The sequence below is a fragment of the Arcticibacter sp. MXS-1 genome, assembly GCF_041902385.1.
Classification (GTDB): domain Bacteria; phylum Bacteroidota; class Bacteroidia; order Sphingobacteriales; family Sphingobacteriaceae; genus Arcticibacter.
On the sequence record NZ_CP169244.1, the window covers coordinates 373568 to 397739 of the forward strand.

At 48.7% G+C, this 24172-nt stretch carries 24 protein-coding genes; 12 read left to right on the forward strand and 12 right to left on the reverse strand.

Going from position 1 to position 24172, the window contains the following annotated elements:
• Positions 1-46: 46 nt before the first annotated feature.
• The 6 genes from ACES2C_RS01405 to ACES2C_RS01430 form a co-directional block, all read right to left on the reverse strand.
• Positions 47-790: an AAA family ATPase gene (locus tag ACES2C_RS01405; RefSeq protein WP_374165243.1), complete on the reverse strand. Its 744-nt coding sequence runs from the start codon at positions 788-790 to the stop codon at positions 47-49.
• Between the two features lie 321 nt (positions 791-1111).
• Complete coding sequence (locus ACES2C_RS01410) at positions 1112-1870, reverse strand: DUF4373 domain-containing protein (protein WP_374165244.1); 759 nt, start codon at positions 1868-1870, stop codon at positions 1112-1114.
• A 23-nt stretch (positions 1871-1893) separates the two neighbouring features.
• Positions 1894-2412 (reverse strand): hypothetical protein, encoded by a 519-nt coding sequence (locus ACES2C_RS01415; protein WP_374165245.1) that lies wholly within the window; start codon positions 2410-2412, stop codon positions 1894-1896.
• Between the two features lie 117 nt (positions 2413-2529).
• The gene (locus ACES2C_RS01420; RefSeq protein ID WP_374165246.1) at positions 2530-3162 is read right to left on the reverse strand and encodes a CHAP domain-containing protein; all 633 of its coding nucleotides are present in this window, start codon (positions 3160-3162) and stop codon (positions 2530-2532) included.
• A gap of 47 nt (positions 3163-3209) precedes the next feature.
• Entirely contained in the window at positions 3210-3581 is a 372-nt protein-coding gene (locus tag ACES2C_RS01425; RefSeq protein ID WP_374165247.1) for a hypothetical protein, read from the reverse strand.
• Positions 3582-3637: 56 nt separating this feature from the next.
• On the reverse strand, positions 3638-4285 hold the full coding sequence (locus tag ACES2C_RS01430; protein ID WP_374165248.1) for a DUF6266 family protein: 648 nt from the start codon (positions 4283-4285) through the stop codon (positions 3638-3640).
• Between the two features lie 125 nt (positions 4286-4410).
• Here ACES2C_RS01430 and ACES2C_RS01435 point away from each other — a divergent pair, with 125 nt between their 5' ends.
• Entirely contained in the window at positions 4411-4722 is a 312-nt protein-coding gene (locus tag ACES2C_RS01435; protein ID WP_374165249.1) for a hypothetical protein, read from the forward strand.
• A gap of 21 nt (positions 4723-4743) precedes the next feature.
• Here ACES2C_RS01435 and ACES2C_RS01440 read toward each other — a convergent pair whose 3' ends face one another.
• From ACES2C_RS01440 to ACES2C_RS01450, 3 genes are read right to left on the reverse strand one after another with little or no spacing between them, the layout of a single operon-like run.
• Complete coding sequence (locus ACES2C_RS01440) at positions 4744-5115, reverse strand: helix-turn-helix domain-containing protein (protein ID WP_374165250.1); 372 nt, start codon at positions 5113-5115, stop codon at positions 4744-4746.
• 4 nt (positions 5116-5119) lie between these two features.
• Positions 5120-5911, reverse strand: coding sequence for a hypothetical protein (locus tag ACES2C_RS01445; protein WP_374165251.1), 792 nt, complete (start codon positions 5909-5911; stop codon positions 5120-5122).
• A complete protein-coding gene (locus ACES2C_RS01450; RefSeq protein WP_374165252.1) occupies positions 5908-6552 on the reverse strand; it encodes a winged helix-turn-helix domain-containing protein in 645 nt (214 codons plus the stop codon). The genes ACES2C_RS01445 and ACES2C_RS01450 overlap by 4 nt, the downstream gene beginning before the upstream one ends.
• 765 nt (positions 6553-7317) lie before the next feature.
• Between ACES2C_RS01450 and ACES2C_RS01455 the strand changes: the two genes are divergently transcribed.
• From ACES2C_RS01455 to ACES2C_RS01470, 4 genes are all read left to right on the forward strand, one after another.
• Positions 7318-7644 carry an IS66 family insertion sequence element accessory protein TnpB gene (locus ACES2C_RS01455; RefSeq protein ID WP_374165253.1) on the forward strand — a complete coding sequence of 109 codons (327 nt, stop codon included), beginning with the start codon at positions 7318-7320 and terminating at the stop codon, positions 7642-7644.
• A 1-nt stretch (position 7645) separates the two neighbouring features.
• Complete coding sequence (tnpB, locus tag ACES2C_RS01460; RefSeq protein ID WP_374165254.1) at positions 7646-7921, forward strand: IS66 family insertion sequence element accessory protein TnpB; 276 nt, start codon at positions 7646-7648, stop codon at positions 7919-7921.
• Positions 7922-7972: 51 nt separating this feature from the next.
• A complete protein-coding gene (locus ACES2C_RS01465) occupies positions 7973-9502 on the forward strand; it encodes an IS66 family transposase (RefSeq protein WP_374166889.1) in 1530 nt (509 codons plus the stop codon).
• 110 nt (positions 9503-9612) lie between these two features.
• The gene (locus tag ACES2C_RS01470) at positions 9613-10458 is read left to right on the forward strand and encodes a serine protease (protein WP_374165255.1); all 846 of its coding nucleotides are present in this window, start codon (positions 9613-9615) and stop codon (positions 10456-10458) included.
• 451 nt (positions 10459-10909) lie between these two features.
• Here ACES2C_RS01470 and ACES2C_RS01475 read toward each other — a convergent pair whose 3' ends face one another.
• The gene (locus ACES2C_RS01475; RefSeq protein WP_374165256.1) at positions 10910-11293 is read right to left on the reverse strand and encodes a nuclear transport factor 2 family protein; all 384 of its coding nucleotides are present in this window, start codon (positions 11291-11293) and stop codon (positions 10910-10912) included.
• A gap of 36 nt (positions 11294-11329) precedes the next feature.
• On the reverse strand, positions 11330-11800 hold the full coding sequence (locus ACES2C_RS01480) for a DinB family protein (protein WP_374165257.1): 471 nt from the start codon (positions 11798-11800) through the stop codon (positions 11330-11332).
• A 287-nt stretch (positions 11801-12087) separates the two neighbouring features.
• Between ACES2C_RS01480 and ACES2C_RS01485 the strand changes: the two genes are divergently transcribed.
• Entirely contained in the window at positions 12088-12573 is a 486-nt protein-coding gene (locus ACES2C_RS01485; RefSeq protein ID WP_374165258.1) for a GNAT family N-acetyltransferase, read from the forward strand.
• A gap of 91 nt (positions 12574-12664) precedes the next feature.
• On the forward strand, positions 12665-13303 hold the full coding sequence (locus ACES2C_RS01490; protein WP_374165259.1) for a CatB-related O-acetyltransferase: 639 nt from the start codon (positions 12665-12667) through the stop codon (positions 13301-13303).
• A 1-nt stretch (position 13304) separates the two neighbouring features.
• Here ACES2C_RS01490 and ACES2C_RS01495 read toward each other — a convergent pair whose 3' ends face one another.
• A complete protein-coding gene (locus tag ACES2C_RS01495; RefSeq protein ID WP_374165260.1) occupies positions 13305-14084 on the reverse strand; it encodes a hypothetical protein in 780 nt (259 codons plus the stop codon).
• Positions 14085-14436: 352 nt separating this feature from the next.
• Here ACES2C_RS01495 and ACES2C_RS01500 point away from each other — a divergent pair, with 352 nt between their 5' ends.
• From ACES2C_RS01500 to ACES2C_RS01520, 5 genes are all read left to right on the forward strand, one after another.
• A complete protein-coding gene (locus ACES2C_RS01500; protein ID WP_374165261.1) occupies positions 14437-16602 on the forward strand; it encodes a TIM-barrel domain-containing protein in 2166 nt (721 codons plus the stop codon).
• Between the two features lie 395 nt (positions 16603-16997).
• Positions 16998-18605 (forward strand): DUF6377 domain-containing protein, encoded by a 1608-nt coding sequence (locus ACES2C_RS01505; protein ID WP_374165262.1) that lies wholly within the window; start codon positions 16998-17000, stop codon positions 18603-18605.
• Positions 18606-18765: 160 nt separating this feature from the next.
• A complete protein-coding gene (locus ACES2C_RS01510; RefSeq protein ID WP_374165263.1) occupies positions 18766-19347 on the forward strand; it encodes an RNA polymerase sigma factor in 582 nt (193 codons plus the stop codon).
• A 245-nt stretch (positions 19348-19592) separates the two neighbouring features.
• On the forward strand, positions 19593-20573 hold the full coding sequence (locus tag ACES2C_RS01515; RefSeq protein ID WP_374165264.1) for a FecR family protein: 981 nt from the start codon (positions 19593-19595) through the stop codon (positions 20571-20573).
• Positions 20574-20771: 198 nt separating this feature from the next.
• The gene (locus ACES2C_RS01520) at positions 20772-24170 is read left to right on the forward strand and encodes a SusC/RagA family TonB-linked outer membrane protein (protein WP_374165265.1); all 3399 of its coding nucleotides are present in this window, start codon (positions 20772-20774) and stop codon (positions 24168-24170) included.
• Positions 24171-24172: the final 2 nt, after the last annotated feature.

Below are 24172 nucleotides of genomic sequence, written 5' to 3' on the forward strand. Positions count from 1 at the left end.
ATCCAGCGCCTGCATCCTGTAGCATAAGGAATAAAAAGTTTTATGACTAGCCCCTCCTATCCGCCGCCCCTCCTTCAAAGGCAATCACGTTACACATCTCCCTGAGTCTGGATCGAACCCTTGATCCGTATTGTTCCCCAATCTGGTCTGCATCCAGGTTGGCCGTGAAGTGTGTCTTACCTTTCAGGCTCAGCTGCTCGTAGCGGTTCAGGATAATGTCTGCCATGACGTTCATCTCATTGCCGTAGTGCTTTCTGCTGCTCTCGGTGCCCAGGTCGTCAAAGCAGTAGCCGATGCCTGTTTGTCCGAAATACTGGTGAGGATACGCCGGCTTCAGTGTCGAGTAGGCCTTGAGCGCTTCGGCTCCATGGCTGGAGTAATCATCGCTCACCCTGCGGCAACTCACTACTGCAAAGGCATTGTGGGAGTTCAGGGCAAAGGCCCGCATCAGCGAGGTCTTGCCGCAACCCACCGGGCCGAGCAACAGGATGCCTTTGTTCAGGCGGTAGTCGCCTTCTTCGAAGGCCGGATCGCCGGCAAAGTATAGCGCGAGCAACCGGACGATCGCCCGGTTCCCTTCATCAACCTGGAAGACCGGTATCTGCTGCCTGGCCTGTTGCATAGCCAGCTGGTACAGCTCCCGCGCTGTAAATTTCGGATATTCGGGCTTCCGGTTCAGGGACTCCTGATAGCGAAGCGCCTCTTCACGGAAGTGTTTGGCCTTGCGTGCCTGCCGCAGCGCTTCTGCGACTTCTTCCTCGCTTAGTTGGATGTGTTCGTAGTCTTGCATTCGAGTTGCGTGTTGTATGTTGTGGGTTGTGAGATGGTTCGGCTTTGTCGGCTTTCAGCCGACAGCTATTGGTAATTAGCAATTAGGTATTGGCTTGGGGTCCTCGCTCTCGGCAATCTGGTATTCCATTTTCCCTGATTGCTCAAAGGCTGACAGCTGCTTCACAGTTTTCCGTATCCCTGGGGATGCTGTCCGGGTTCGCAGCCATTCGGGAATAGCGTTCTTGTGGTCCCGCGCACTTGTGGCCATCGCTGTTTGAAGCGCTCGCCATTGGCTTTCCAGGTAGCCAGGCGCAGCTTCATGTCGAACACCGGCTGCATTTCAAAGCGCATCTTGCGCCCCTTTTCGTTGCATTCTGTCCAGTAACGGAAGAACGCCTGCAGCATTTCTTCCGGATATTTCGGCTGCTGTTTGGAAGCGCCGCCCGCCCCCCCGGGCCCGGCCCCTCTCCCTCCCCCGCCCGCGCCGCCGCAACCATTTTTTCAAAAAAAGCTTTTTTCTTTCTTCTATCCCTCCCGGATGAGTAGCTGCGCCAGCAGCGTTTTCTTCTTTTTCTTTTTCTTCTTTTATCGTTTCTTTTACTTTATTATCGTTTAATATCGTTTGTGTAGTTTCTTCAGGGTTTCTTCCGGAATTTTCCGGAACATTCCCGTAATCTTCCCGTAAATTCCCCTCAATAACTCCTCCTTCCTCCAGCAGGTTATATTCAGGCAGAATGTCCACATCGCGTCTCCGCGCATCTTTTACAATCCGAAGCCAGCGCTTCTGAATGCCGTGGGAAGTGAGGATGCCGTACTGTTCGTAGAGATCCTTGCTAAAGATCCCGATCCCAGGCTGCATGCAGGAGTCAAGCACTTGCTGGATGATCTCCGCCTCCAGACCGATCTCTCTGGCAAAGAGATAAAGGTTGATTTCTTTCCAGGACAGGTAGTAGCCTTCGTTGCGGTAGATCTTTTGCCAGAGCTTTACCACCACGGCAAAGCCAAGCACACCATGCCTGGCTTCAATGAAGTTCAGATTGTCATCTTGCACGCAGTCGAGGTTGAAGTAATCTAGACTGGATTTTGTAGGACGAGCCATAAAATGAAGAAATGAGGAATGGGTTAAAGAAATCGTTTAACAATGGGACGAACAAGCAGGATAGCAGGGATGATCAGTAGCATCCAGAACCAAAACGGCAGAGCTGCTTTCTTTTTCTCGCTGCGCTCCTGCTGCTGCTTCTGACTGTGCGAAGCCTTCTGCTCTTCTTTCTGTTCTTTAGAAGCATTAAGAGAGGAATTGCTGACAGTTGAGTCGCGCAACTGGCTTCCCTTTTGTTGTCTTCCGTACATGCGGATGCTCCGGGCTTGTCCCTTAAAGCCCTGTTGAGGAGAAAACTCAAAGTTTCCTGAAGGGATGATCTCTACAAATGATTCGGATGAGGAGGAATCGCGAAGCCAGCGCAGTTGAATATGCTGATCGCTTTGGTGCAAACCAGCGCTTGCCTGGCGTAAGAGTCGTAATGAATCCGTTGATTCGGTTCTGCTCTCGGAGTGTTGCCGGTGCAGCAGGGTACAGGAAGCAAGGGGCATCAGCAGGGCGGCCCCTGCTGATAAGATAAGAATAGCGGTTCGTGTGTTCATGGCAGGGTACGGGATGCAAGGAGCATGAGCTGTAAAGCTGCCCCCTTCATTTGAATAGGATGGTGAATTGGTCGTTTCATGGTGTTGAAGTATGAGCCTTCAGTTTTGTTGCATTTACTAACGCACAAGGGCATTCAGTCTTCTTTCAGCCGGGTTTCTCAGCGCAGTTCGTGAATGCCGTTTGTAGCAGGCGATCTGATAGACCGAACTCAGCAGCCTTCTTTTGCAGTACACGCCATCCCCTTCCCGGCTGCCGGCTTCGTTGGTATTGCCTTCCACCGTGATGATGTACTTGCCGTCGCAGGCATCGACAAAGCCGACATGCGAAATTCGGCCCTTCTCTGCATAATACAGTCCGAACACCATGGCACTGTCGTCTGAACCAGCCTCTGTCTTCCCAACTACCGGACCTCCATCGTATGAAGCGAGGTTGAGCTCTCCCACGCCCCGCCTCCGTTCCCAAACCACTTTATCCCGCCCAAATAGCCTTGGGCAATAGCCCGAGCGGGGATTGTCAATACCAGCCTTCCCCAGTGCCCAGCACACAAAGGAGGCACACCAGGGCTGGCCTTTCTTCAGGCCTACGTACCGGAGGTACTCTTCCACCCGGGAACCGTCATTACGGCCGGTTTCCTCCCGCACCCCTACTTCTGCGCGGTAGATTGATCGTATACCGGCAGCCGGTTCTGCGCCTTTTTGAAAGCCTGCTATCGCGAGTAAGCCTGTCAGAATAATGAATAACGTTTTCATTGTTTTCCTTTCTTTTATTGTTTTATCCTATGCTGCCCCAGTGCCTTTTACAATACGGCCGCCAGCGTCCCCACAAAACCCATTAGTAGCAGCAGGTAGAAGCCCAGGTAGATCAGCACCTTTTGCAGCTCACTGAGCGAGAGGAACTCCTCATTGAACTGGTTCTCTGAATAGCTGGCAAACACGGGCCAGATCAGGCGGATGATGCCCCAGGTAACAGCCTTGAAGACCAGAAAGGCAAGAATGGCCATAATGACCGCGCTGAGAGCCCCCACATCAATGGGTGCCGCCGTTACGTCCAGCTGCCGGGCCAGGCGGGGAAACAAACAGAAAATCGCGAAGGCAAAGATCAGTGTCAGCCATTCACGATTGCAAACCAGGCAGATGCTCCGGTTCAGTTGGTTCAATTTTGTATTCATCTCGTTCTATTTAGTGTCGGTTAAAGGATGCCGCGGATTGCTCCGCGGCACTCCTCTTAGGAAATAACTACCTCACCCAGGTAGGTGCTGTTGGAAACCATGTTGCGGTCGCGGTTCACAAAAGCACCGTACACGTGCACGGGATCCCCGCAGAAATCCTTTGGCACTTCCCGGCTCACCTTTCCATCCTTCCTCAAGGCCACGTTCTCCTTGTAGATGTAGCGGTTTTTGACCGGATTGAACACCAGCAGCATGAGCTGATCATCGTCGTGAGCCAGGTCCTCATCCACCGTATTGTTCCGCCAGATTACCTCAAGCGTATTGCTGATGATGCTCTGCGCACCCTGATTACTCATTGGGGCCAGAATTCCCCTGCTGATCTTCACCTTCGGGTAATCAATCTCGAACGTGGGATATACGCCCTTGATGGCCTCGTGCAGCACCTGGCTGACGGCCACATTGTAACCCGATACCTTGTCTTTGGATTCGGCGATATAGCCCAGATTCACCAGCTTGCTGATTGGCCGCATGAAATCCACCGCCAGGGCAAACTTCAGCTGCTGTTTCAGCTGTTTCTCGGATGCCGCCTTTGACGACTTCTTTGGTAAACTCCGCATGTAATCAATGCTCTTCCAGCTACTGCCGATCAGGTTTCCTACTTTCCCTGAAAATCCGCCCATCAGGCCTTTAAAAAAACTTCCCATAATGTTTAAAATTTAAATGGTTAAAACTCTGTTAATTCCTGAGGCCCAAAGCCTTGACTAGTATCAGCTCCGCCTCTGAACCAAAAGTAGAACCGCCACACGGCGAGTGGAAATAACGGTGCCGGATGGTGCCGTTTGGTGCCATTTGGTGCCGCTTAGCATCCCTGGAACTGCCCCAGCTTAGTACCTGCAGCAGTTTTGAGCATGTCCTGAGCCGTACCTGCACCACCGGTTCTTTGCCTGTTTTTTTACTCCCCGTAAGTCCGGCGACGAAGCAGCGACGGCAAAACGACGGCCAGACGACGACAAAACGACGAAGCAGGAACGAACAAGGAACGAACAAGGAACGAAGCAGAAACGGCAAAGGGACGGCAAAACGACGGTCAATCGACGGCGAACTGACGGCAAAACGACGGCCACCAGGCGAAGACCTGTGAAAGCAGCGGTAAAGCATGGCTCTATTTTAAATAGGGATTATCTTTTAGTAACGGGTCCCGGGACTGCCGGCTCTGGCTCTCCATATACTGCTCCACCTCACGACTGTGATACCAGCATTTGCCTCCGCTCTGGGAGCTGTACCGGAGCACACCGCTGTAGCGCAGGCGTTGAAGCTGTCGCCTGGAGATACCCAGCAGCAGCATCACTTCCTGGCTGTCAAGCCAGGGCTTTCCCAGTAGTGCGCGAAGGCGTTCCTCCTGCCGCGACCGTGCCGGCTCCTGCGGCTTGTATAAGTTTTGGATTGCCTCGAGGATCTTCTCGAGCTGGAGTTTGAGCTGACGCTGCCCCTCCTCAAGCAAGCTGAACTGCTGCTGCATCAAGCATTGGGTCATGATATTAGATAGTTGAGAATTGAACAGATTCGTTAATTATCTGGCTGAGGGTGCGGGCGAGTTTTCGCGCTGCGCATCCAGGCATAGCAGAAAAGAAGATTTTTAACATCTTAAACGGCATATCAACCGTGCAGAAAGACTGAAGCTGCCGATGGCAGATTCCGCACTCCTGAAGGCGGGTCAGCAAAAGGCGCTCGTTGACCTTGAAAGGCAAATGGAACATGATGGAGGCTCCTGCAACCGGGAAAAAACAGGATACCTGTTTGTCTACCTGTTGCACCAGTTCCTCTTCGAGAACGCTGCGGGTAAGAGCAAGATCGCGGCGCATCCGCACCACCTCTGTCACCAGAAACTCTGGCTTCAGTACCGCTGCATATGCCTGTACGCAGCGTTCTCTCACCAGACTCCAGCTCTCATTAAGATGCCGCAGGGATGCTATTACGTCAGTAGCGGCAAGGACCAGCTTCAGATCAAACAAGACGTCGAGTGTCTTGCTCACACAGCTGATATAGATCACCGAGCCCGGATTTTTAAAGAAAATAGGCTGAAAGTCACCGCTATCCAGCTCCCGGTCATAATCCACCTCAATTAAAGGAATGTGATAATGGCGGGCAAGCGCCAGCAAGTCATCTTTTGCCCGATCGGAAAGAGGTGTGCCATAGGTATAGTCGCATCGTGATTCAACATAGATGGCCCTGGGCAGGACTTTCTTGAGCACGACAGCTGTACGGCTCAGGAATGCTTCTTCAGAAGCTGCGTGAATGAGCTTCACCTTGAAGCCCTGGTCCAAAGTCATTTTTTGAAGGTATTGGTTACAGGAGCTTCGCATGATGATATACCCCCTTCGCCTCGTGTTAAAAGAGCCAGCACATTTCGGTATGCATCATACTCTCCCGGTACCAATGTTAATTGAGAAGAACTGATCTTCAGGCCGTGGAGATATTTCAGGCTGCTCAGCACCATGCTCTTCAGCTTGCGCATATACACAGCTGCTGGCTCTACTTTAAGCAAGGGATGGCAGCCGCCCGCAAAGGCCTTCTCAAAACGGGTTCTAAGAACCTCCGACTCAAACGGGATTTCAACATCGAGCCGGTAGAAGGGGTGGAATGTATTGGAAGGGATCCGGGGCTTTAGCGATACGAGCCGCACAAAGGGATAATCCGGCTTGGCAAGGGACGCAAGAATGACGGGTGGCACTCCGCTCGCTACATAATACCCCTTGCGCGGAATCGAATATAGAAGTCCCATGGTTTTTGAGTGTTCCAGCGCTTTGTGGATCGTAGATCGGCAGACCTTGAACTGGTCCTTCAACTGCGACTCAGGAGGCAGCTTTTGGTTGGGCAGCAACTTGCCGTAATGAATTTGTCTTTTGAAGTAGTCGTAAATTTGCTGGTAATAAGGAAGGTTTTTTGAGTAACTAGCTTGTGATATTTCCATATGAGAAAAGTTGTGATTCATTTCAGGTTCGGGATGGCAGAAATACTATTGTAACCAGGATAGATAAGATAAATCCCTATCATCGGTCATTTAATTGTTAGTTTAAAATGAAAAATCTAAAGGTAAATTAAATCTTCCTTGAGAAGCAAGTTTGTATGAGCTGGTATAGTTAAAAAGCTAGGTCTGGTATACATCGGCCTCGACAGCAAAAACGGAGACCAGAAAGCTGATTTACTGAAAGTTAGACCGACCACAAATGACTATTATGGAGGGAGTAAAAAAGGAAAGGTGTGGTGATTTTTAGGAAGAATATGAAGGGGTAGTTGATGCTGTGATAAGTGTAGTTGCCGAACGCACGAAAATAGTTCTTTCCCGACTTGATACATGCCCCGAACAGTGTCAAGTATTTACCAATCTAAAGAGTATTATAATACGACCCTAGTAAAACCGATGCCTCACCGGCCAGCCTTCTTAAATGTACCTAGCGTCTCAAACTTCTTCTACAGTTGCTCTCCATTAGGCATCGTAAGTTGAGATGCCTGTAGCAGAGGTAGCACGCAGGCGCTAACACAGATACATGTCCTCGCTTTAAGCGCAGTAACTCCAAGATGATTATCGCATTGTTATTACTTTCAACCGAAACTCTTCTACTGGCGTTTTTGACTTACAATAACGCTTTGAACTATCCGTATCCGCCCGACCAACCCCATCTTGACCTCTATTTCTTAAGGGCTTTACTTTGTCTGTACGATAAAGATAAACGTAATGGATCAAAGAGAAAGAATGAAGGCAGAAGTGGAGCGCTGGCGCCAAAGTGGACTATCGCAAAAAGAGTTCTGTAAAGGTTTAGGAATGAAAGTGGCGACCTTTGCCTACTGGGTGTCCCGCAGCAAAGAATCGGAAAAGAAGAAAGGTTTTATCCCCTTAGTCCCTCCGGCGGGATCGGTAGATGCCATAGAGGTTAGCTACCCTAACGGCGTGCGGATTAAAGTACCAACTTCAGATCTGAAAATCATTTCTAGCTCATCCATCTGTATTAATGTTCAGCCTGAACTCTTCTCACCGGTTCCTCCTCTACCAGGGGAATTGTGACATGCGTAAAAGTTTTGATGGCCTTTGCGGCCTGGTCACCTCGGAGCTCAAAAGGGAAGTATCTTCGGGAGAAGTCTTCGTGTTTCTCAACCTGGGGCGTACCCATATTAAACTTTTGCACTGGGAGCACGGAGGCTTCGTTCTTTACTATAAGCGGCTCGAACAGGGCACTTTTCCCACTCCTAAAAAGGAGCAGCTGAGCTGGGCAGATCTGGTGCTGATGATTGAGGGAATACAGGTTCAGAAGAGCCGGCAATTACGACGCTTTCAGTTCTAAAAAAGCGCCTTCTTTCTTGCATAAACGCGCTTTTTTATGTATTTTCACGTCATGGATACGGCACTGGAACACCTCTCAAAAGAGGAATTGATCGCTCTTTTGAAGCGAGAACAAAAGGCCGTAGAAACCCATCAAAAAGCCGCCTCCTCTCTTCAGGAAGAAAACACCTACCTCAAAGCCCGTGTCGGTCTTTTAGAACGCTTGCAGTTCGGCCAGAAGCGTGAACGCTTTGAAGGCGATCCAGCCCAGGGCGTACTGCCTTTTGAAGCTCAGCCAGAAGAAGAAGCCATCCAGCAGGAAGAAATCAAGGAACAGATCACCTATACCCGTAAGAAGCAGTCTTCGCATAAAGGCCGCGCTGCCTTGCCTGCGCACTTACCGGTAGAAGAAATCGAGATCCACCCTGAAGGAGATCTCTCTGATATGGTCTGTATTGGTAAAGAGGTGACCGAAGAGCTGGAGTGTGAGCCTGCCCGCTTCTTCATTCGCCGCTACATTCGTTATAAATATGCGGCTAAAAACGGTAAAGGAGTAAAAACCGGAGAGCTCCCTGAACGAGTGATTGATAAAGGGATACCAGGAGCAGGACTGCTGGCCATGATCCTCACCGATAAGTATATGGATCATCTCCCTCTATACCGGCAGAAGCAGCGCTTCGCCCGGGAGAACATCCCCATAGCCTCCTCTAGTATTGAAGGCTGGGTCAAACAGGCACTGGAAAGGCTTGAACCACTTTATCAGCAACTCAAGTTTGACATCAAAGCCAAAGGATATTTACAGGTCGATGAAACCAGTATAAAAGTACTGGAAAGTGATAAAAAAGGCGCTGCCCATATGGGGTGGTATTGGGTGTACCATTCTCCTTTGGATGGTTTGGTATTAATGGACTATCAGCCTACGCGGGGTGCGGCAGCTACTACCGACATGCTCAAACACTTTAGAGGGTACCTTCAGAGTGACGGGTACGCCGTTTACCAAAAGATAGGCCAGCGGACAGAGGTAACACCGGTAGCCTGCTGGGCGCATGCCAGGCGGGAGTTTGAACGGGCACTGGACAATGATAAGACCAGGGCAACTAAAGCGTTGTCGCTTATCCAGGCTTTATATGCAGTAGAGCGCAAGGCAAAAGAGGAAGGACTCAGTGCAGAGCAGACCAAAGCGCTTCGTCTGGATGAATCACTTCCGGCAATCAATGAACTGGGAAAATGGATCTTTCATGAGGTGAAGAACACCTTACCCAAAAGTCAGATCGGTAAAGCCATGCGCTATGCCATGGAGCGTTGGGATAAGTTAAGCGCTTATCTGCAGGATGGAAGTTTATTGATTGATAACAACCTCATCGAAAATGCCCTGAGACCTATTTCTCTGGGTCGGAAGAACTACCTCTTTGCAGGAAGTCACGATGCGGCGACCAGGGCAGGCATGATCTATTCCTTCTTTGCTATCTGTAAGAAACATACCGTCAATCCTCTGCAGTGGTTAAAACATGTCCTGCAAAATATAATGACCATTAATCATAAGAATATTCGCGATCTCTATCCCCAAAACTTTAAGAAACTAGTCGAGGCTGGTAACATGTAGTTGCTCGGGCGGATACAACTATCCTATACTAGAAGTAGATTTGAAACTGAAGCCACGCGTGACTGTTTACAAAGCGTTCATTGCTTTTGTAAACGTTTAAATTTTATCACATGAGCAATTTTAATTCAAGATCTGACTTCTTATCATATTGTACAGTAAGAATAGAGTCGGTCCTTGTTGACGGAAATCAATCGGTTGGTTCAGGATTCTTCTTCAATTTCTGTCATACAGGTAACCAATGTTGCCCGACACTAATCACCAACAAACATGTCATACGTGGTGCTTCATCCTCTACCATAGTGTTTACTTTAGCAGATAAAGAAGGAAATCCGATTGACAGTTACTCACATAAAATTATTATTCAGGAATCTGAAAAAGCATGGAAGTTACATCCAGACCCGGAGATTGATTTGTGCGCAATGCCAATAGCGCAGATTATAAAAAGCTTAAACGCGAGTGGAATCAATGTGTTTTATACTGCACTCGACGCATCACTTGTTCCGAACGAATCGCAACTCCGACACTTTCAGACCGTTGAAGACGTGATAATGGTAGGTTACCCAAACGGACTTTGGGATCAAGCAAACAACAAGCCTATTTTCAGAAGGGGTATTACGGCCACGCACCCCAACCGGGATTATCTAGGAAAGAAACAATTCTTGATTGATGCAGCATGTTTTCCAGGTTCAAGCGGATCCCCGGTATTTCTAGTCAATGAACATGGGTATGTGTCAGATCAGGGCACCCACCTAGGCGCACGACGCTTTCTCCTCCTTGGAATATTATTTGCAGGGCCTCAGCATGTTGTACAAGGACCGGTTCATTTTAATACTAACTCGGTCGCACCATTTGCTTTAACAAAAATCCCTAATAACCTAGGGATAGTGATTAAATGGACTGCCTTAGATTATTTCGAAGGACTGTTTAGAGAAGAATTAAAAAAGTTAGAGCAATAATAAAACCGCCCTTAATGGAAAAACTTAGCGATAAAATTATCGTAAATAGTCTATTCTGTCTGGTCATAAAAGGATTTCAATAAAAAAGACATCGAACTTTAGGAAAAAGCGCGCCTGCGACCTGAGATCAGTTCGGGACTGCCGGCAGACATATGCGCCATTTCTATCATTTTTCTTCGATGCTCATTCGATCCGGCGTCGATGCCATTCGAAGAAAAATCGAAGCGGCGTCGAAGCCGGGATACATGCCGATCAGCCCGTGAACACACTAGTCTCGAACCAGTCTCGCACATGTCTCAGAGAAGGTTCGGCAAAAGATGTTCTTCTTAGCAGGATGGCCACGCTAAAATAGAGGTTCTGCCACTGCTATGACAGCGGCTTGCGGACCAGGTACCGGGGGAAGCCAGTCCCTCATTGGCCGGATAAGTATCGGTGAAAAGGAGCACAGCTTTCAGCTGAGGTCTGTCAGTTTAACTATTTTGCCATCCCGAAAGGCAAATACAGATCTTCCTGATAAGTTCAGCTCCTGACCTTTCTTTAGTCCGTTGGGAAAGTCGATGGCTAAAACGGCGCGGTAGCCGATCTCGACCTCCGTGCTGTCAGTTGAGTGCCGGATAGAACGGATCTCCTGCTTCCTTTCTGAAAAATAGGCTTTGGCCTGTTCAGCCTGCTCGCGGAAGGCATCCAGGCCGGTCAGCGACATGGTGACCTTGCCATCCTGCACATTTTCGAAAACAAGGTTGTCTGCAAGGTCAGCGGTCATTCCGTCTATATCGAACTGATTATACGCGCCGATATAGTTGCTTATCATGTTTTCACGGTCTTGGTATTGCATTTTTTACTGTTGGTCTTTGGCTGTTAGATATCAAACTTAAACAAATTTCCGGATGCTCATCATGTAGCCGAGATGCAGTCCTTCGTGAATATTATTGCACTGGAACGCGTCTTCAATACTCGACAGATGAAAGCCGGTTCCGGTAACCCGCTCTGTATAACTCTTAAAAATATTGGCGTCATAGTCGTTTTCTGTTCTTTCGATGAGAGACAGCAGCAGTGTCTTTAATTCGCCTATCTCTTCTTCTGATACGGGTTCAGCGGGTTTAGTGCCCGACTGGTACTTCTGGAATAAGTCGTCGGAGACATAGCCCTCCAGATTGGATCCTTTGTATATCACCTTTTGCTGGGTAATAATGGCGTGCCCCATGTTCCAAATGAGGTTGTTGGAAAAGCCCTGCGGGATCTTGTTGAGTTGTTCGGGCGAATAGTCGTTGAAAAAGTTGAGGTACAGTTTCCGCCCGGTTTTCCAGGCTTTAAACAGGGCTTTGATTTCTGCGGATTGCATTGTGGTTACTTTCTATGATGATTATTTATTGAGGTCTTTCAGTGGTCCAGGTCGATAGTTGCGATTCCATATGGTGTCAATTGTACTTATAAAAATATAAGGTATTTGGGCAGGCTGTATTGGAGCCGGAACATGAGCAATATAATAAATTTATTACCTGGTTTATATAAGCGCTTTATTGCGCGCTCAGACAAGTAGCTGCGTTGTAGCGCAATCCTCATTCATTTTACTAAATTTATAACAGGGAAACCGGAAGCAATCACGGGCTCCAAAAATCTGAAGCAGCTATGATGAACGACCACATTGACATAAGACTCAGGCAAACAGAAGTCGGGGATCTGGACTTATTGTTTCAATTTCAGCTTGATAAAGAAGGTGGCTACCTGGCTGCTTTTATGCCTCAGGATCCGTCCGACAAATCTGCCTATTTAAAGAAACACACCTCGCTGCTGCACGACCCGACAGTCAACAGCCAGACAATTCTTCTTGGCGATAGGATTGTTGGAAGTATTGCCCGGTTTGTGATGGAGGGGGATACAGAAATTACGTATTGGATTGACAGGCAGTCCTGGGGAAAAGGGATCGCAACAGAAGCACTGTCGCAGTTTTTGACCATTGAAAGCACCAGGCCTCTTTTTGCCCGGGTAGCTTTTGATAACTTCGGTTCACAGAAAGTTTTAAAGAAATGTGGTTTTGTAAAAGTGGGTTCCGACAAAGGCTTTGCTAACGCAAGAAATGCAGAAATAGAAGAGTATATTTATAAGCTTATTTGAAGAACGGAACGCTCCTGAATCTGCAAATGGCTGCTGAAACCATGATTCTGAGTTTGTCCGGGCACTTGGATAGCTCCTGTCGTTTTTACTTATGGCTGTAATAAATCCCTCAACCGTTTTTCCCTTAGCTGGATACGATCGTTTATGCTTTTTGAAAAATGTTGTAAATCATCCTCAGATCTCAATAGGTAACTATACCTACTATGATGATTTTGACAACGTGGAGAACTTCCAGAAGAATGTGCGTTATCTCTTCGACTTTTCGGGCGACCGGCTCACCATAGGGAAATTTTGCATGCTGGCTTCTGGCGTGGAGTTCATCATGAACGGTGCGAACCATTTGGCACAGGCGGTGACTGCTTATCCTTTCGCTATTTTTGGTGGCGACTGGAGCAATGCAATGGATGGCAAGTCTTATCCATCCAAAGGGGATACCATTGTTGGCAATGATGTTTGGATTGGTTACCGGGCCGCTATACTGCCTGGTGTTAAGATTGGCGATGGGGCTATCATTGGTTCTTATTCTGTGGTTACCAAAGACGTTCCGCCTTATACGATTGTGGGAGGAAATCCGGCACAGCCAATCCGTAAGCGCTTTGATGAGGAGACAATCGCCCGCCTGCTGGAGCTTGCCTGGTGGGACTGGCCCATTGAAAAGATCACGAAATATGCGGCCTATCTGACTGGTGATGTCAATGCGTTCTTAAAGGCACTGGGAGAAGAAGAATAGATTAGGATGACCGGCCCAGCTCTGACCGGACTTTCTGCACGAATTCCAAGGGCACACTGGCCAGGGCAGCGATTTTATTGTCGTCAAAATCCGTCCCTGATATCAGATTGCTGACAAACTCATAATTTGCTTCCTGCTTGCCTTCAAGTTTGCCCTCCTGCTTTCCTTCTAAAAGTCCTTCTAAACGCCCTTCGCGTCTTTCCTGAAGCTTTATTATGTCGATAACGCCCATATCAATTATACCTCCTGTAATCTGGTTAATTAACGTATCAAATTTACTGTTTATTTCTAAGTTCCGGATGTAAATAATGTTCTTGAGAAATCCTAAAAAACTGAGTATTCGATCTTTATCATATCTTTTCCGTAACAAAAGCGCACGAGCGATCGCAGTTCTTTCCTCCCCGAGCTCCTCCTCAGGCACCTTGCCTTCCAGCAATGCTTTCTGACAGGCCGCTACAATCAATGCAAAGATATTATCCATTGCGAGCAATTGTTCGGGGCTATGGTCGAAGATGTGATAGGTACGGTAACTGAAGTGGACCGAAGTATCAAGTACTTCACGCCTGTATTCGGAGGGCCGGCTCTGTGAAGTGTCGCCCGTATACACCACAATAGTAGCTACAGGGAGCTCATAGCGATCCGAGATCCGGTAATTGTACTGATAGGCCCGGTAGGCAAAGTGCGGGTCATTGCCTCCCTCTACCTCTACGTTGAGCAGCACAAGCTGCGGAGATCCGTCGCTTAGCCCTCGGCCGACAGCATTTTTACGTATTCGCCGCATTAGATTTCTGCTGATAAAAAGACACACTTCCGCCGCAACTACTCCTAACAATCAGCTATTTACAAAAAACACCATTTAGATTTTTCCATGACTGGGGGTGTATTCTTATAGTCGCCGCAACCTTTTGAATAACTTCGCTCAGGATACCGATTTCGATGCTGAAAATTCAAGCAGCTTCGCCATGCGGATCCTGGAAAGGGGAATAAAAGCAAACGGGGTGCAACAAGCAATTCTGGAATAGATACAACCAGGAGAAGCGAAACATTGAATAAAAGCAAAGGGCATATAACAAGCAACTTAATACACACATAGAGCGCTCCCCTTGCGGGGGCGGAGAAACCTTAAGCACCATATGAACTTAAAAAAACTGATCTTCTTTGCAGCAGCGCTGTATTCCGCTACTCTTTACGCACAAGTTGTACCGATCCAAAAAGCAGCCTTAGTAGGCGACCGGATCGTAGAATTTATACCCGAGGGCTACGATAAAAACAAAACACCTTCTCTCATACTAAAGGAAGAACCAAAGAGGACAGGGCCAGCTCCCAGTGGATGGAAACTGCGTCCCACCTTTACTCTTAATAACGATAAAGCAGGTGCCTCGCTCAGCCTTCCTGAAGGTATCAGCTTATATGGAGGCGGGGAAGTGACCGGACCGCTTTTACGGAACGGGAAAACCATTAAATTATGGAACACTGATACCGGAGCCTATGGGGTGGAAGAGGGAAAAAGGCTCTATCAGAGTCACCCCTGGGTGATGGGACTGCGACAGGACGGCACAGCTTTCGGAATTATTTTCGACAGCAGCTGGAAGGCAGAGCTCCAGACTGAGTCTCACCAGATTAAATTCAACACGGAAGGTGCACTCTTCCGCGTTTACATCATTGACAGGGAATCTCCTCAGGCTGTGTTAAAGGGATTGGCTGAATTGACGGGAACAATGGAAATGCCTCCTCTGTGGTCTCTGGGATACCACCAGTGCCGCTTTTCTTATGCGACGGAACAACGTGTACGTGAGATTGCCGACACCTTCCGCACCAGGCAGATCCCCTGCGACGTCATCTGGATGGATATCGACTACATGGATGGCTACCGGGTGTTTACCTTCCACCCCAAAAACTTCCCCGACCCGGCAGCTTTGAACAAAGACCTGCATAAGAAGGGATTTCGTGCGGTGTATATGATCGACCCCGGCGTTAAAGTCGACAAAGACTACAACGTCTACCGCTCGGGCTCTGCCAATAACGTATGGGTAAAAAACAGTGACGGTACCGACTATATCGGCAAGGTCTGGCCCGGCGACTGCACCTTCCCTGACTTTACCAGTCCTGACGCCCGGAAATGGTGGTCTGGGCTCTATAAAGGCTTTATGGCAACAGGCATCGACGGTGTGTGGAACGACATGAATGAGCCCGCCATCAATGACAATCACCTTCCGGAGAAGGAGCGACTGGGAACCATGCCGGGCAACATCATACATAAGGGCGGCGGCGACTTACCTGCCGGTCCGCACCTTCTTTATCACAATGCCTACGGGCGTCTGATGGTTGAAGCTTCCCGAAAGGGCGTGATGGATGCGAACCCGGATAAGCGACCCTTTCTTTTAACACGGGCCAACCTCCTCGGCGGACAACGCTATGCGGCTACCTGGACCGGCGATAACTGGGCCGGATGGGAGCACCTGAAGCTATCAGTGCCCATGTCGCTCACCCTTGGCCTTTCCGGCCAACCCTTTAGCGGTCCGGATATCGGCGGTTTCCTTAACAACACCACGGGTGACCTCTGGGCAAACTGGCTGGGCTTTGGAGTATTCCTGCCCTTCGTGAGAGGACATGCCTGCGCAGGGACGAACGACAAAGAGCCATGGGCATTTGGTGAGGCGATAGAGAAAACTTCAAGAATTGCGCTCGAACGCCGCTATCGGTTACTCCCCTACATCTACACCCAATTCTATTTCGCCTCCAAAACCGGAGCTCCCGTAATGGCGCCGGTCTTCTTCTCTAACCCCGCCGACCTAAGGCTGCGCAGTGAAGAGCAGGCTTTCCTTCTGGGCGGAAACCTTCTTGTGGTTCCTGCATTCGCAAAAGATCCGGCACTTCCATCCGGAATATGGGAAGATCTGAGTCTGGTTGAGGGCGACCTTGCAGACAAGTATCAGGCGAAGCTCAAAATTAAAGGAGGGTCGATCATCCCGGCAGGTAAGATCGTCCAGAACACAACCGAGAAGTCGTTTGATCCTCTCACGCTCCTTGTCTGTCCGGATAAGCGGGGCAAGGCAGAGGGTAAGCTCTATGTCGATGCAGGTGATGGCTGGGGATTCAAAACCGGGGATTATAGTCTGATAAGCTTTACTGCTAAGCGGCGTGGCAATACCGTCAGCATTACGATAGCAGGCAAGGATGGACACAGAAATATTGATCAGGAAATACAAAAGATCAATGCAGAAGTATTGTTGAACGGAAAGGTCTACAAAGCAAGCGGCACGCTGAAAAGCGGAGTGCAGGTTCTGATAGGGAGTTAGGGCTTCCAGATTGTCCTTCGGGGCTGGCAGGACAAGCTGATCCCCTGTTACGTCCTGTAAGCACCCCTCCCGAGTACAGTCTTTTGGAGCCCGCAGGACAAGCTGGTCCCCTGTTACGTCCTGTAAGCACCCTCCCGAGTACAGTCTTTTGGAGCCCGCAGGACAAGCTGATCCCCTGTTACGTCCTCTAACCTCCCCTCCCGAGTACAGTCTTTTGGAGCCTGCAGGACAAGCTGATCCGGGCACCCCTTCAGGTACCTCGATAAAAGCCGATCCTCGCCGACTCTGCTAAAGGCTTCCTCCGCATTTAAAAGGGATTTCGTGAAAAGCAGGCTAATCTTAACTTTGGGGCCTACAATGGAATTTCATGAACAGAGAGCTCTCAGGCTGGTGATATGTTGAATGCCAAATTCTTCTTTGCACTGTTACTGCTGCTGGCTGTTGCGGCTGGTAATGGCGCATATTGTTTTACGAAAAAGGACAGCTTGCTGCAGATCCTGAAAAAAGAATTAAAAAGCAGTCGCTACGACCAGCTTAAGGAGGCCAGGCTGCGCCGTATCCGGTCATTGCTGTCAGAATCGGCAAGTCAGAGTTACCAGCGCCGGTACCAGCTTTACTCCCGGATGCTCCAAGAATACATGCCTTACCAGTTTGACTCTTCTTACGTTTACGTAAAGAAGATGATGGAGGCGAGTGAAAAAGAGGGAGACAGCTACGGGCTGCAGGAGAGCCAGCTCAAGCTTCTTCAGATCTTCACCACGGCAGGAATGTTCACCGAGGCAGGCGAACTCTTGTCGGATCTGCATGACGAGAGCATTCCCGCAGGCCTGAAGGGCCTCTTCTACGACCGCAAGGCGCGCTTCTATGAGAGCCTGGCCGATTATAACAACGACAGGCACTCGCGGAAGTACCGTGCAGAGGCGGAAAAACAATTCATTAAAATGACGTCTGCCTCCCCTCCTAACGCCTTTGAGAGGATGATCGCCCGTGCTGAAGTGCCCGATAGTCTCGGTAATCGCCGCCCTTCTGCTGGCTTTTATCTGCATTTCATTACGCATCACGGCTTATCAAACCATGAGATTGCCATGGTGGCTATGAGGCTGAGCCATCACTACTCCGGAGATGATAAAATAGCGCTTCTGGCCCTTTCGGCACTAAGCGACATCCGTTCCTCTACCAAATATACCCAGGCGGTGCTCCACCTGGGAGAGGCACTGTACAAAGCAGGCGACCTGAAAACCGCCTATGAATGCATCAATAAAGCCGTTTCCGACGCTGCGTTTTACAATGCCCGCAGTCATAAGATCGACATTCAGAATGTCCTGCCGCTGATTGCCGGAAAAACCATCATGGAGACGGAACAACAGCGGGATAAACTGATCATCTCTTCGCTGCTGTTCGCACTGATTGGCGTAACGGCCATCTGCATTATTGCCATCGTATTCATCCAGATGAAGAAAATAAAAGTGAATGAGCGGCTCATCCAGAAGCAGAACGGACAACTGGCAGCAGTTAATCTGAAATTGATGGAACATACCCGGATCAACGAAGAATACATTGGCTTCTTTTTCAAAAAATCATTTTCCTATATCAGTCTTCTTGAAAGGCTGAAGAGGACCGTCGAACGAAAAATCAAGATGAAGAAGTTTGACGACGCCCTTGAAACCATTGCAGCTCTTCAGATTACGCGCGAGCGGGAAGACCTGTATAAGAGCCTCGATCAGATCTTCCTGAAGCTGCTGCCCGACTTTATTCCCGCCTTCAACGAGCTGCTGAAACCTGAAGACCAGATATGGCCGCAGAAGGAGGGATCTCTGAATCCGGTACTGCGCATCTTCGCTTTAATACGACTGGGGATCAAAGACGATGAAACCATTGCGGGGATACTCGACTATTCCATAAGTACCATCTATACCTACAAAATCAGGATCAAAGCCAAAGCCATTGTAAAAGGTGAAGAATTTGATAAACGCGTAATGGACATAAAATTTATCAACTGCTAAACACAGCTGCAGGCGTGGCGGTTAGTCTTAAAATTTACTTCTTAAACTATGACGATAGGAACAATAAGGCAATTGCCCTTTATCTTTATGCTATATCGTTTTTGCTATTTCTTTTTTTATATTAGCAACGCTAACCATTACTAAGGCACAGATATATCTTATGCAGGCAGGGAATTTATCGGGGATAACAGACGAGGAGCTGGTTAAGGGACTGCAGGAGGGAAATGCGCTGTATTTCGAGGAGGTTTACAACCGGTATTCCTCCAGATTGTACAGCGCTGCATATAATATTTTGCGCAACAAACAGATTTGTGAAGACCTGGTCCAGGAGTTGTTTGTTGACCTCTGGGTAAAAAGAGAGCATCTTACTATTCTTAAACTCCGGTCGTACCTCTACATGTCGGTACGAAACAAAGTTCTGATGACACTACGGTCAGGCCGGGTAGTTCTGGACCTTGAGGTGGTTGAAATGCTGACTAATGAGTTTGCCGCCGATAACCGGCTCCTTCAGAAGGAGATCCACGAGAACCTGGAACGCGGAATTTCAGAGCTACCAGAGAAATGCAGGGAGATCTTTGTGCTGAGCCGGAAAAAACAATTGTCGCACAAAGAGATCGCCAGCTTGCTGAACATCTCCGTTAAAACGGTTGAAAACCATCTGACGATAGCCCTGAAGCGGCTGAGAGCTTCTATGGCCGACTTCCTGCTCCTGGCTATTTCTCTTCTTCCATTATTTATGTAAGCGAAATTTGAGTGCTTAACTGCAGCTTCATCCTGGCAGGAATTCCTGAAACAGAAAGCATGTCATACTCTCAATCCGGATAAAAGTAAACTGAGGGTTCCTCAGAGCCGTTTAAACTTTGCGAAGCGACCTCATTGAGAGCTTAAAAAAAAATCGATTAGTCCTCTCAATCAACCAAAGACGCTTCAGAAAATTTCATTTTCCTTTAGGGGGTGTGATGATCCTTTGCATCATACATATTGAAAATGGAAAGGAAACCCTTAAAGCCAGTCGCCGGCAAGTCATCAGATAAAAAAAGATCCGCCTTTTTGGAGGGTCTTATTACGAAGTATTTTGACCGCCGCAGTGACAGCGACAACGCGGATGTGGCTGAAGGGACTGCTTTTGACAAAGTGCACGTGTACGACAAAGTACTGCAGGGCATCAGGGAAAAGGAAAACAAGATACGCCGTCGGGTTTATATACTGCGCGTGGCCGCTTCCATTCTCATGATCTTCAGCCTGGCCTCTGTGCTCTATTTAAAAAAGAATGAGATCGAAAATTGGCTCAGTCCGGTAAAAATGGTGGAAACGAGGGCTGCAAAAGGACAAACCTTGCTGGTAAAGCTGGAAGACGGCAGCCGCATCTGGCTGAATTCAGACAGCAAGATCTCCTATCCAGAGCATTTTAACAATGAAAAGAGGGAAATAAGTCTTACCGGTGAGGCCTACTTTGAAGTGGTGCATCTCGAAAAGAAGCCCTTCGTTGTAGAATCGGGCGCAGTAAAGACGGTGGTGCTGGGTACCACCTTCAATATCCGGGCCTACCCCGGCAACAGGAAGGTAGAGGTTACGGTCCTTTCAGGAAAGGTTGCTGTGATCACTCCTGACAGGATGAAAGAGATCAGCAATACCGTATACGTTACCCCGAATCGCAGAGTTACGTACGCCACAGATGGCCTTCAGGCAGTCACCGCTCCGGTAAAAGCAAAAGAATCGATCAGCTGGAAAGAGGGAAAAATGCTGTTCAGCAATACGCCTATCGTTCAGGCCATTGAAGAAGTAGAACGAAAATACAATGTAAGACTAAGTTGCAGCGACCGGATAAGAGAGTGCACGATCACCACAACCGCCGACCTGAATAATGAGGGGCTCGACAAAGTGCTGAAGGTGATGGCTACAACGGTCAATGGAACCGTGTCGTATGAAAACGGAGCCTACCATCTGGACGGGAAAGGCTGCGAATAGCAGCTTCCAAACATAAACCAATCATGATAACCGATACTATAAACCACTGATATATGAAGAAAAAAGTACCTGAAAAAAGTAAACCCGGTCCAGGAGCGGAACGGGTTTTTAAAATGTGATCAGACAACAGAAATGGACCTACCGACCTGAGAAATCACAGGTGCATTTCCCATCCGTACACTTTAACGAATTAAATTTATGAAAAAATCTCTATTACTAACTGATAGAGTGAATGATTATTTATGGATAATTATGAGATACAGCGTCTCCGTTGGTTGTATTATTTTTTGCTTCTGCTCTCTGGCCCTCGCCAGTTCCTCCTTCAGTCAAAAAGTTCTAAACAATAAGGTAACAGCAAGTTTTAAAAACGCGACACTCGAAAACGCACTGGAGATCATCTCCTCCTCATCGGGTGTCAAGATTGCCTACAGCGATCGCTTGCTTAAGAAAACGAACGTCGTAACCAAAGACCTCAGGGCCGAAAATCTGGGCGAAGCTCTTACCAAACTGCTCGCCCCTGCGGGCCTGTCGTACTCAGTGGTCGAGGATGTGGTGGTGATTGTGAAGCGGGGTGAGACAAAAAATGAGCTGATGCTAAAAGAACTGGCTGCCGAGCATGAAGTTCGCGGGATCGTAACCGACAGCACCGGAGTGGGCTTACCCGGCGTATCGGTCATGGTAAAAGGTAAAACGGGAAGCGGCGTGGCGACCGACCAGAATGGAAACTTCCGGATCAGGGTTGACGACCGGGCCACCCTTGTATTCAGGATGGTCGGATTTGTCACTCAGGAACTTTCGGTTGGCGATCGGTCCTTCTTCACTGTAAGGCTGAGGGAAGATGTAGCGGCGCTTAAAGAGGTAGTGGTGGTAGGATACGGAACTCAGAAGAAAACGAACATTACCGGTTCGCTCAACTCGGTAAATACAGCTGAATTGATCCGGACGCCCACCGCTAGTCTTACCAATACACTGGCCGGCCGTCTTCCAGGCCTGGTATCAATTCAGGGAAGCGGAGAACCGGGAGCCGACGGCTCAGCGCTTTATATCCGTGGATTTGGATCGTACAACGGACAGAGCCCGCTGGTTCTGGTCGATGGGATCGAAAATGCCATTGACCGGATTGATGCAAACGAAGTTGAATCGGTAACAGTGCTCAAGGATGCGGCGGCTACGGCAGTCTATGGGATGAAAGGAGCCAATGGTGTTATCCTCGTCACAACGAAAAGAGGAAAAGTTGGCAAGCCTGCCGTCTCGCTTACCTCGCAGCTTTCGATACAGCGTCCTACAAGAATACCCGAGTATCTCGACTCCTACAATGCACTGACCCTGTACCGTGAAGGTTTGATCAATGACGGGTTAAATGCCAATCTGTACACCGACGAATATCTTAACAAATTCAGAGATCGCAGCAACCCCACCTACGAATATTTGTATCCGAATACCGACTGGCAAAAGGAACTGTTGAAACCGAGCTCGCTGATGCATCAAACCAATCTGAATGTGAGCGGCGGCTCGCCCAACACCCGGTATTTTGTTTCAATGACCTATCTGAATCAGGGAGGCTTGTATAAATTCGAAGACCTGAGTAACTACAACATTCAGGCAACTCTGAACAAATACAACTTCAGGAGCAACGTGGATATCGACATATCCAAAAACCTTTCCATGGAGCTCAACCTGGCTGATGTGGTGAGAGACCGCAATTACCCGAACGAAAATGCAGATAACTTCTGGAATCAGCTGAGGATAACTCCGCCCTGGTTATACCCGGTTACCAATCCCAACGGGTCTATTCCCCAGCAGCGCGACGCTCCGGTAAACCCGTACGGCCGGCTGACACAATACGGCTATAAACGGTTGTTTGAGAACACCATGGGCGCTATTGTAGGCTTTAACCTGAAGCTGCCTTTCGTAACAGAGGGCTTAAGTATCAGAACCCGCTTTGCCTTTGACGCCCAGAGCTACCGCGATATCACAAGGAAGCGGAACTACTCTACTTACCGTTTTACCATTCCTGAAAATGAGACGGATTTGAGCAAAGGCACGTACGAGGAAATGAGCACAGGAGATCAGCAACTTGAATTTGCCCTCGCTGCCAATGGCAGCAGGAAGTCGACCTTTGAAGGTTACATCAATTACGACCGCACCTTTAAAGAAAAACACTCCGTTTCAGGAATGATCCGGTATAACCAGTCGCAGGACTTTCGCGGAACAGGTGGAAACGAGGGCGGAGTTGCAGCTTTACCGTACAAGCAGATGGGTATTGTGGGTCGTGTAAACTACACCTATGACGGGCGCTATGTGGCAGAATTCGATGCGGGCTACAACGGATCAGAGAACTTTAAGACCGGCAGAAGGATGGGCTTTTTCCCGGCAGGTTCCGTAGCATGGGTAGTATCAAATGAAGGCTTCCTGAAAGGCTCAAGAACATTCAGTCTGGTGAAGCTTAGGGGCTCCTTCGGTACAGTAGGGGTCGACAACAGCAGTAACCGCTTCCCCTACATCTCCACCTGGGAAACAGGAAACAACGACAGAGGCTATCAGTTCGGATTTAATGCAGACGGGAACAAATACGCTGGCGCTCTGGAGAGGATCGTGGGAAACGAGTTCCTGACCTGGGAACGTGCCAGAAAAACAAATATCGGAATTGACCTGGGCCTGTTTAACAACACCTTGACATTCACGGGCGACGTATTCCAGGAACACCGCACCAAGATCCTTACCGATGCGCTGACCATTCCTGATGTTCTGGGTATCGAAACCCTTCCCAAAGTGAACGCCGGTATTGTAGACAACAAAGGATTCGAAATGGAGCTTGGCTGGCGTAAGGTAATCCGCAGTCACCAGGTATTCCTGAGAGCAAACTACTCGTATGCGAAAAACAAAATCAAATATGCAGCCGAACCCGAGTATGCTTACCCGTATAAGGCCCGGAAGGGTACGCAGGTTCATGAGGCAGAGGGACTGATTGCATTGGGTCTGTTCAGGGATCAGGCGGATATTGACAACAGTCCTTCACAGGCCGGATATGGCAAAATAATACCGGGAGATATTAAGTACCTGGACCGGAACCAGGATGGGATCATCAACTCTCAGGACGCCGGATATATAGGGAAGACGGTACGTCCTAAATCGATGCTCGGCTTTACGCTTGGTTATTCCTACAAATCGATCGACCTGAACGTACTGTTTCAAGGCGCACTGGGCGGATACAACTGGCTTACCGGCACTTCTGCCTGGGCATTTTCGAGGAACAGCGCAGTACTGGCTGATTATCTTCATAATCACTGGACTCCTGATAATCTAGATGCCACTTATCCGAGGATTTCTTCTGCTGACAACGTAAACAACAACCAAAACTCTACCTTCTGGCTTCGCTCTTCTGACTACCTGCGCCTGAAGAATGTAGAAATAGGATACACGCTTCCAAAGTCTGTCCTTACCAGGCTCAGCCTGAAGAACGTAAGGATATTTGCCACCGGAGTAAACCTGTATACCTGGGACAAATTCAAGATCTATGACCCTGAGATACCAGATGGATTCGGCGCCTACCCGCAGCAAAAAGTAGTGAATTTTGGTTTGAACGTTACTTTATAACA

Coding starts and splice junctions, on each gene's coding strand:
- ACES2C_RS01510 (WP_374165263.1), top strand. CDS start 18,766: ATGCAGGCAGGGAATTTATCGGGGATAACAGACGAGGAGCTGGTTAAG.
- ACES2C_RS01465 (WP_374166889.1), top strand. CDS start 7,973: ATGGATACGGCACTGGAACACCTCTCAAAAGAGGAATTGATCGCTCTT.
- ACES2C_RS01495 (WP_374165260.1), bottom strand. CDS start 14,084: ATGCGGCGAATACGTAAAAATGCTGTCGGCCGAGGGCTAAGCGACGGA.
- ACES2C_RS01485 (WP_374165258.1), top strand. CDS start 12,088: ATGATGAACGACCACATTGACATAAGACTCAGGCAAACAGAAGTCGGG.
- ACES2C_RS01500 (WP_374165261.1), top strand. CDS start 14,437: ATGAACTTAAAAAAACTGATCTTCTTTGCAGCAGCGCTGTATTCCGCT.
- ACES2C_RS01415 (WP_374165245.1), bottom strand. CDS start 2,412: ATGAACACACGAACCGCTATTCTTATCTTATCAGCAGGGGCCGCCCTG.
- ACES2C_RS01490 (WP_374165259.1), top strand. CDS start 12,665: ATGGCTGTAATAAATCCCTCAACCGTTTTTCCCTTAGCTGGATACGAT.
- ACES2C_RS01450 (WP_374165252.1), bottom strand. CDS start 6,552: ATGGAAATATCACAAGCTAGTTACTCAAAAAACCTTCCTTATTACCAG.
- ACES2C_RS01470 (WP_374165255.1), top strand. CDS start 9,613: ATGAGCAATTTTAATTCAAGATCTGACTTCTTATCATATTGTACAGTA.
- ACES2C_RS01455 (WP_374165253.1), top strand. CDS start 7,318: ATGGATCAAAGAGAAAGAATGAAGGCAGAAGTGGAGCGCTGGCGCCAA.
- ACES2C_RS01480 (WP_374165257.1), bottom strand. CDS start 11,800: ATGCAATCCGCAGAAATCAAAGCCCTGTTTAAAGCCTGGAAAACCGGG.
- ACES2C_RS01405 (WP_374165243.1), bottom strand. CDS start 790: ATGCAAGACTACGAACACATCCAACTAAGCGAGGAAGAAGTCGCAGAA.
- tnpB (WP_374165254.1), top strand. CDS start 7,646: ATGCGTAAAAGTTTTGATGGCCTTTGCGGCCTGGTCACCTCGGAGCTC.
- ACES2C_RS01505 (WP_374165262.1), top strand. CDS start 16,998: ATGTTGAATGCCAAATTCTTCTTTGCACTGTTACTGCTGCTGGCTGTT.
- ACES2C_RS01445 (WP_374165251.1), bottom strand. CDS start 5,911: ATGACTTTGGACCAGGGCTTCAAGGTGAAGCTCATTCACGCAGCTTCT.
- ACES2C_RS01515 (WP_374165264.1), top strand. CDS start 19,593: ATGGAAAGGAAACCCTTAAAGCCAGTCGCCGGCAAGTCATCAGATAAA.
- ACES2C_RS01520 (WP_374165265.1), top strand. CDS start 20,772: ATGAAAAAATCTCTATTACTAACTGATAGAGTGAATGATTATTTATGG.
- ACES2C_RS01435 (WP_374165249.1), top strand. CDS start 4,411: ATGGTGCCGTTTGGTGCCATTTGGTGCCGCTTAGCATCCCTGGAACTG.
- ACES2C_RS01410 (WP_374165244.1), bottom strand. CDS start 1,870: ATGGCTCGTCCTACAAAATCCAGTCTAGATTACTTCAACCTCGACTGC.
- ACES2C_RS01420 (WP_374165246.1), bottom strand. CDS start 3,162: ATGAAAACGTTATTCATTATTCTGACAGGCTTACTCGCGATAGCAGGC.
- ACES2C_RS01440 (WP_374165250.1), bottom strand. CDS start 5,115: ATGACCCAATGCTTGATGCAGCAGCAGTTCAGCTTGCTTGAGGAGGGG.
- ACES2C_RS01475 (WP_374165256.1), bottom strand. CDS start 11,293: ATGCAATACCAAGACCGTGAAAACATGATAAGCAACTATATCGGCGCG.
- ACES2C_RS01425 (WP_374165247.1), bottom strand. CDS start 3,581: ATGAATACAAAATTGAACCAACTGAACCGGAGCATCTGCCTGGTTTGC.
- ACES2C_RS01430 (WP_374165248.1), bottom strand. CDS start 4,285: ATGGGAAGTTTTTTTAAAGGCCTGATGGGCGGATTTTCAGGGAAAGTA.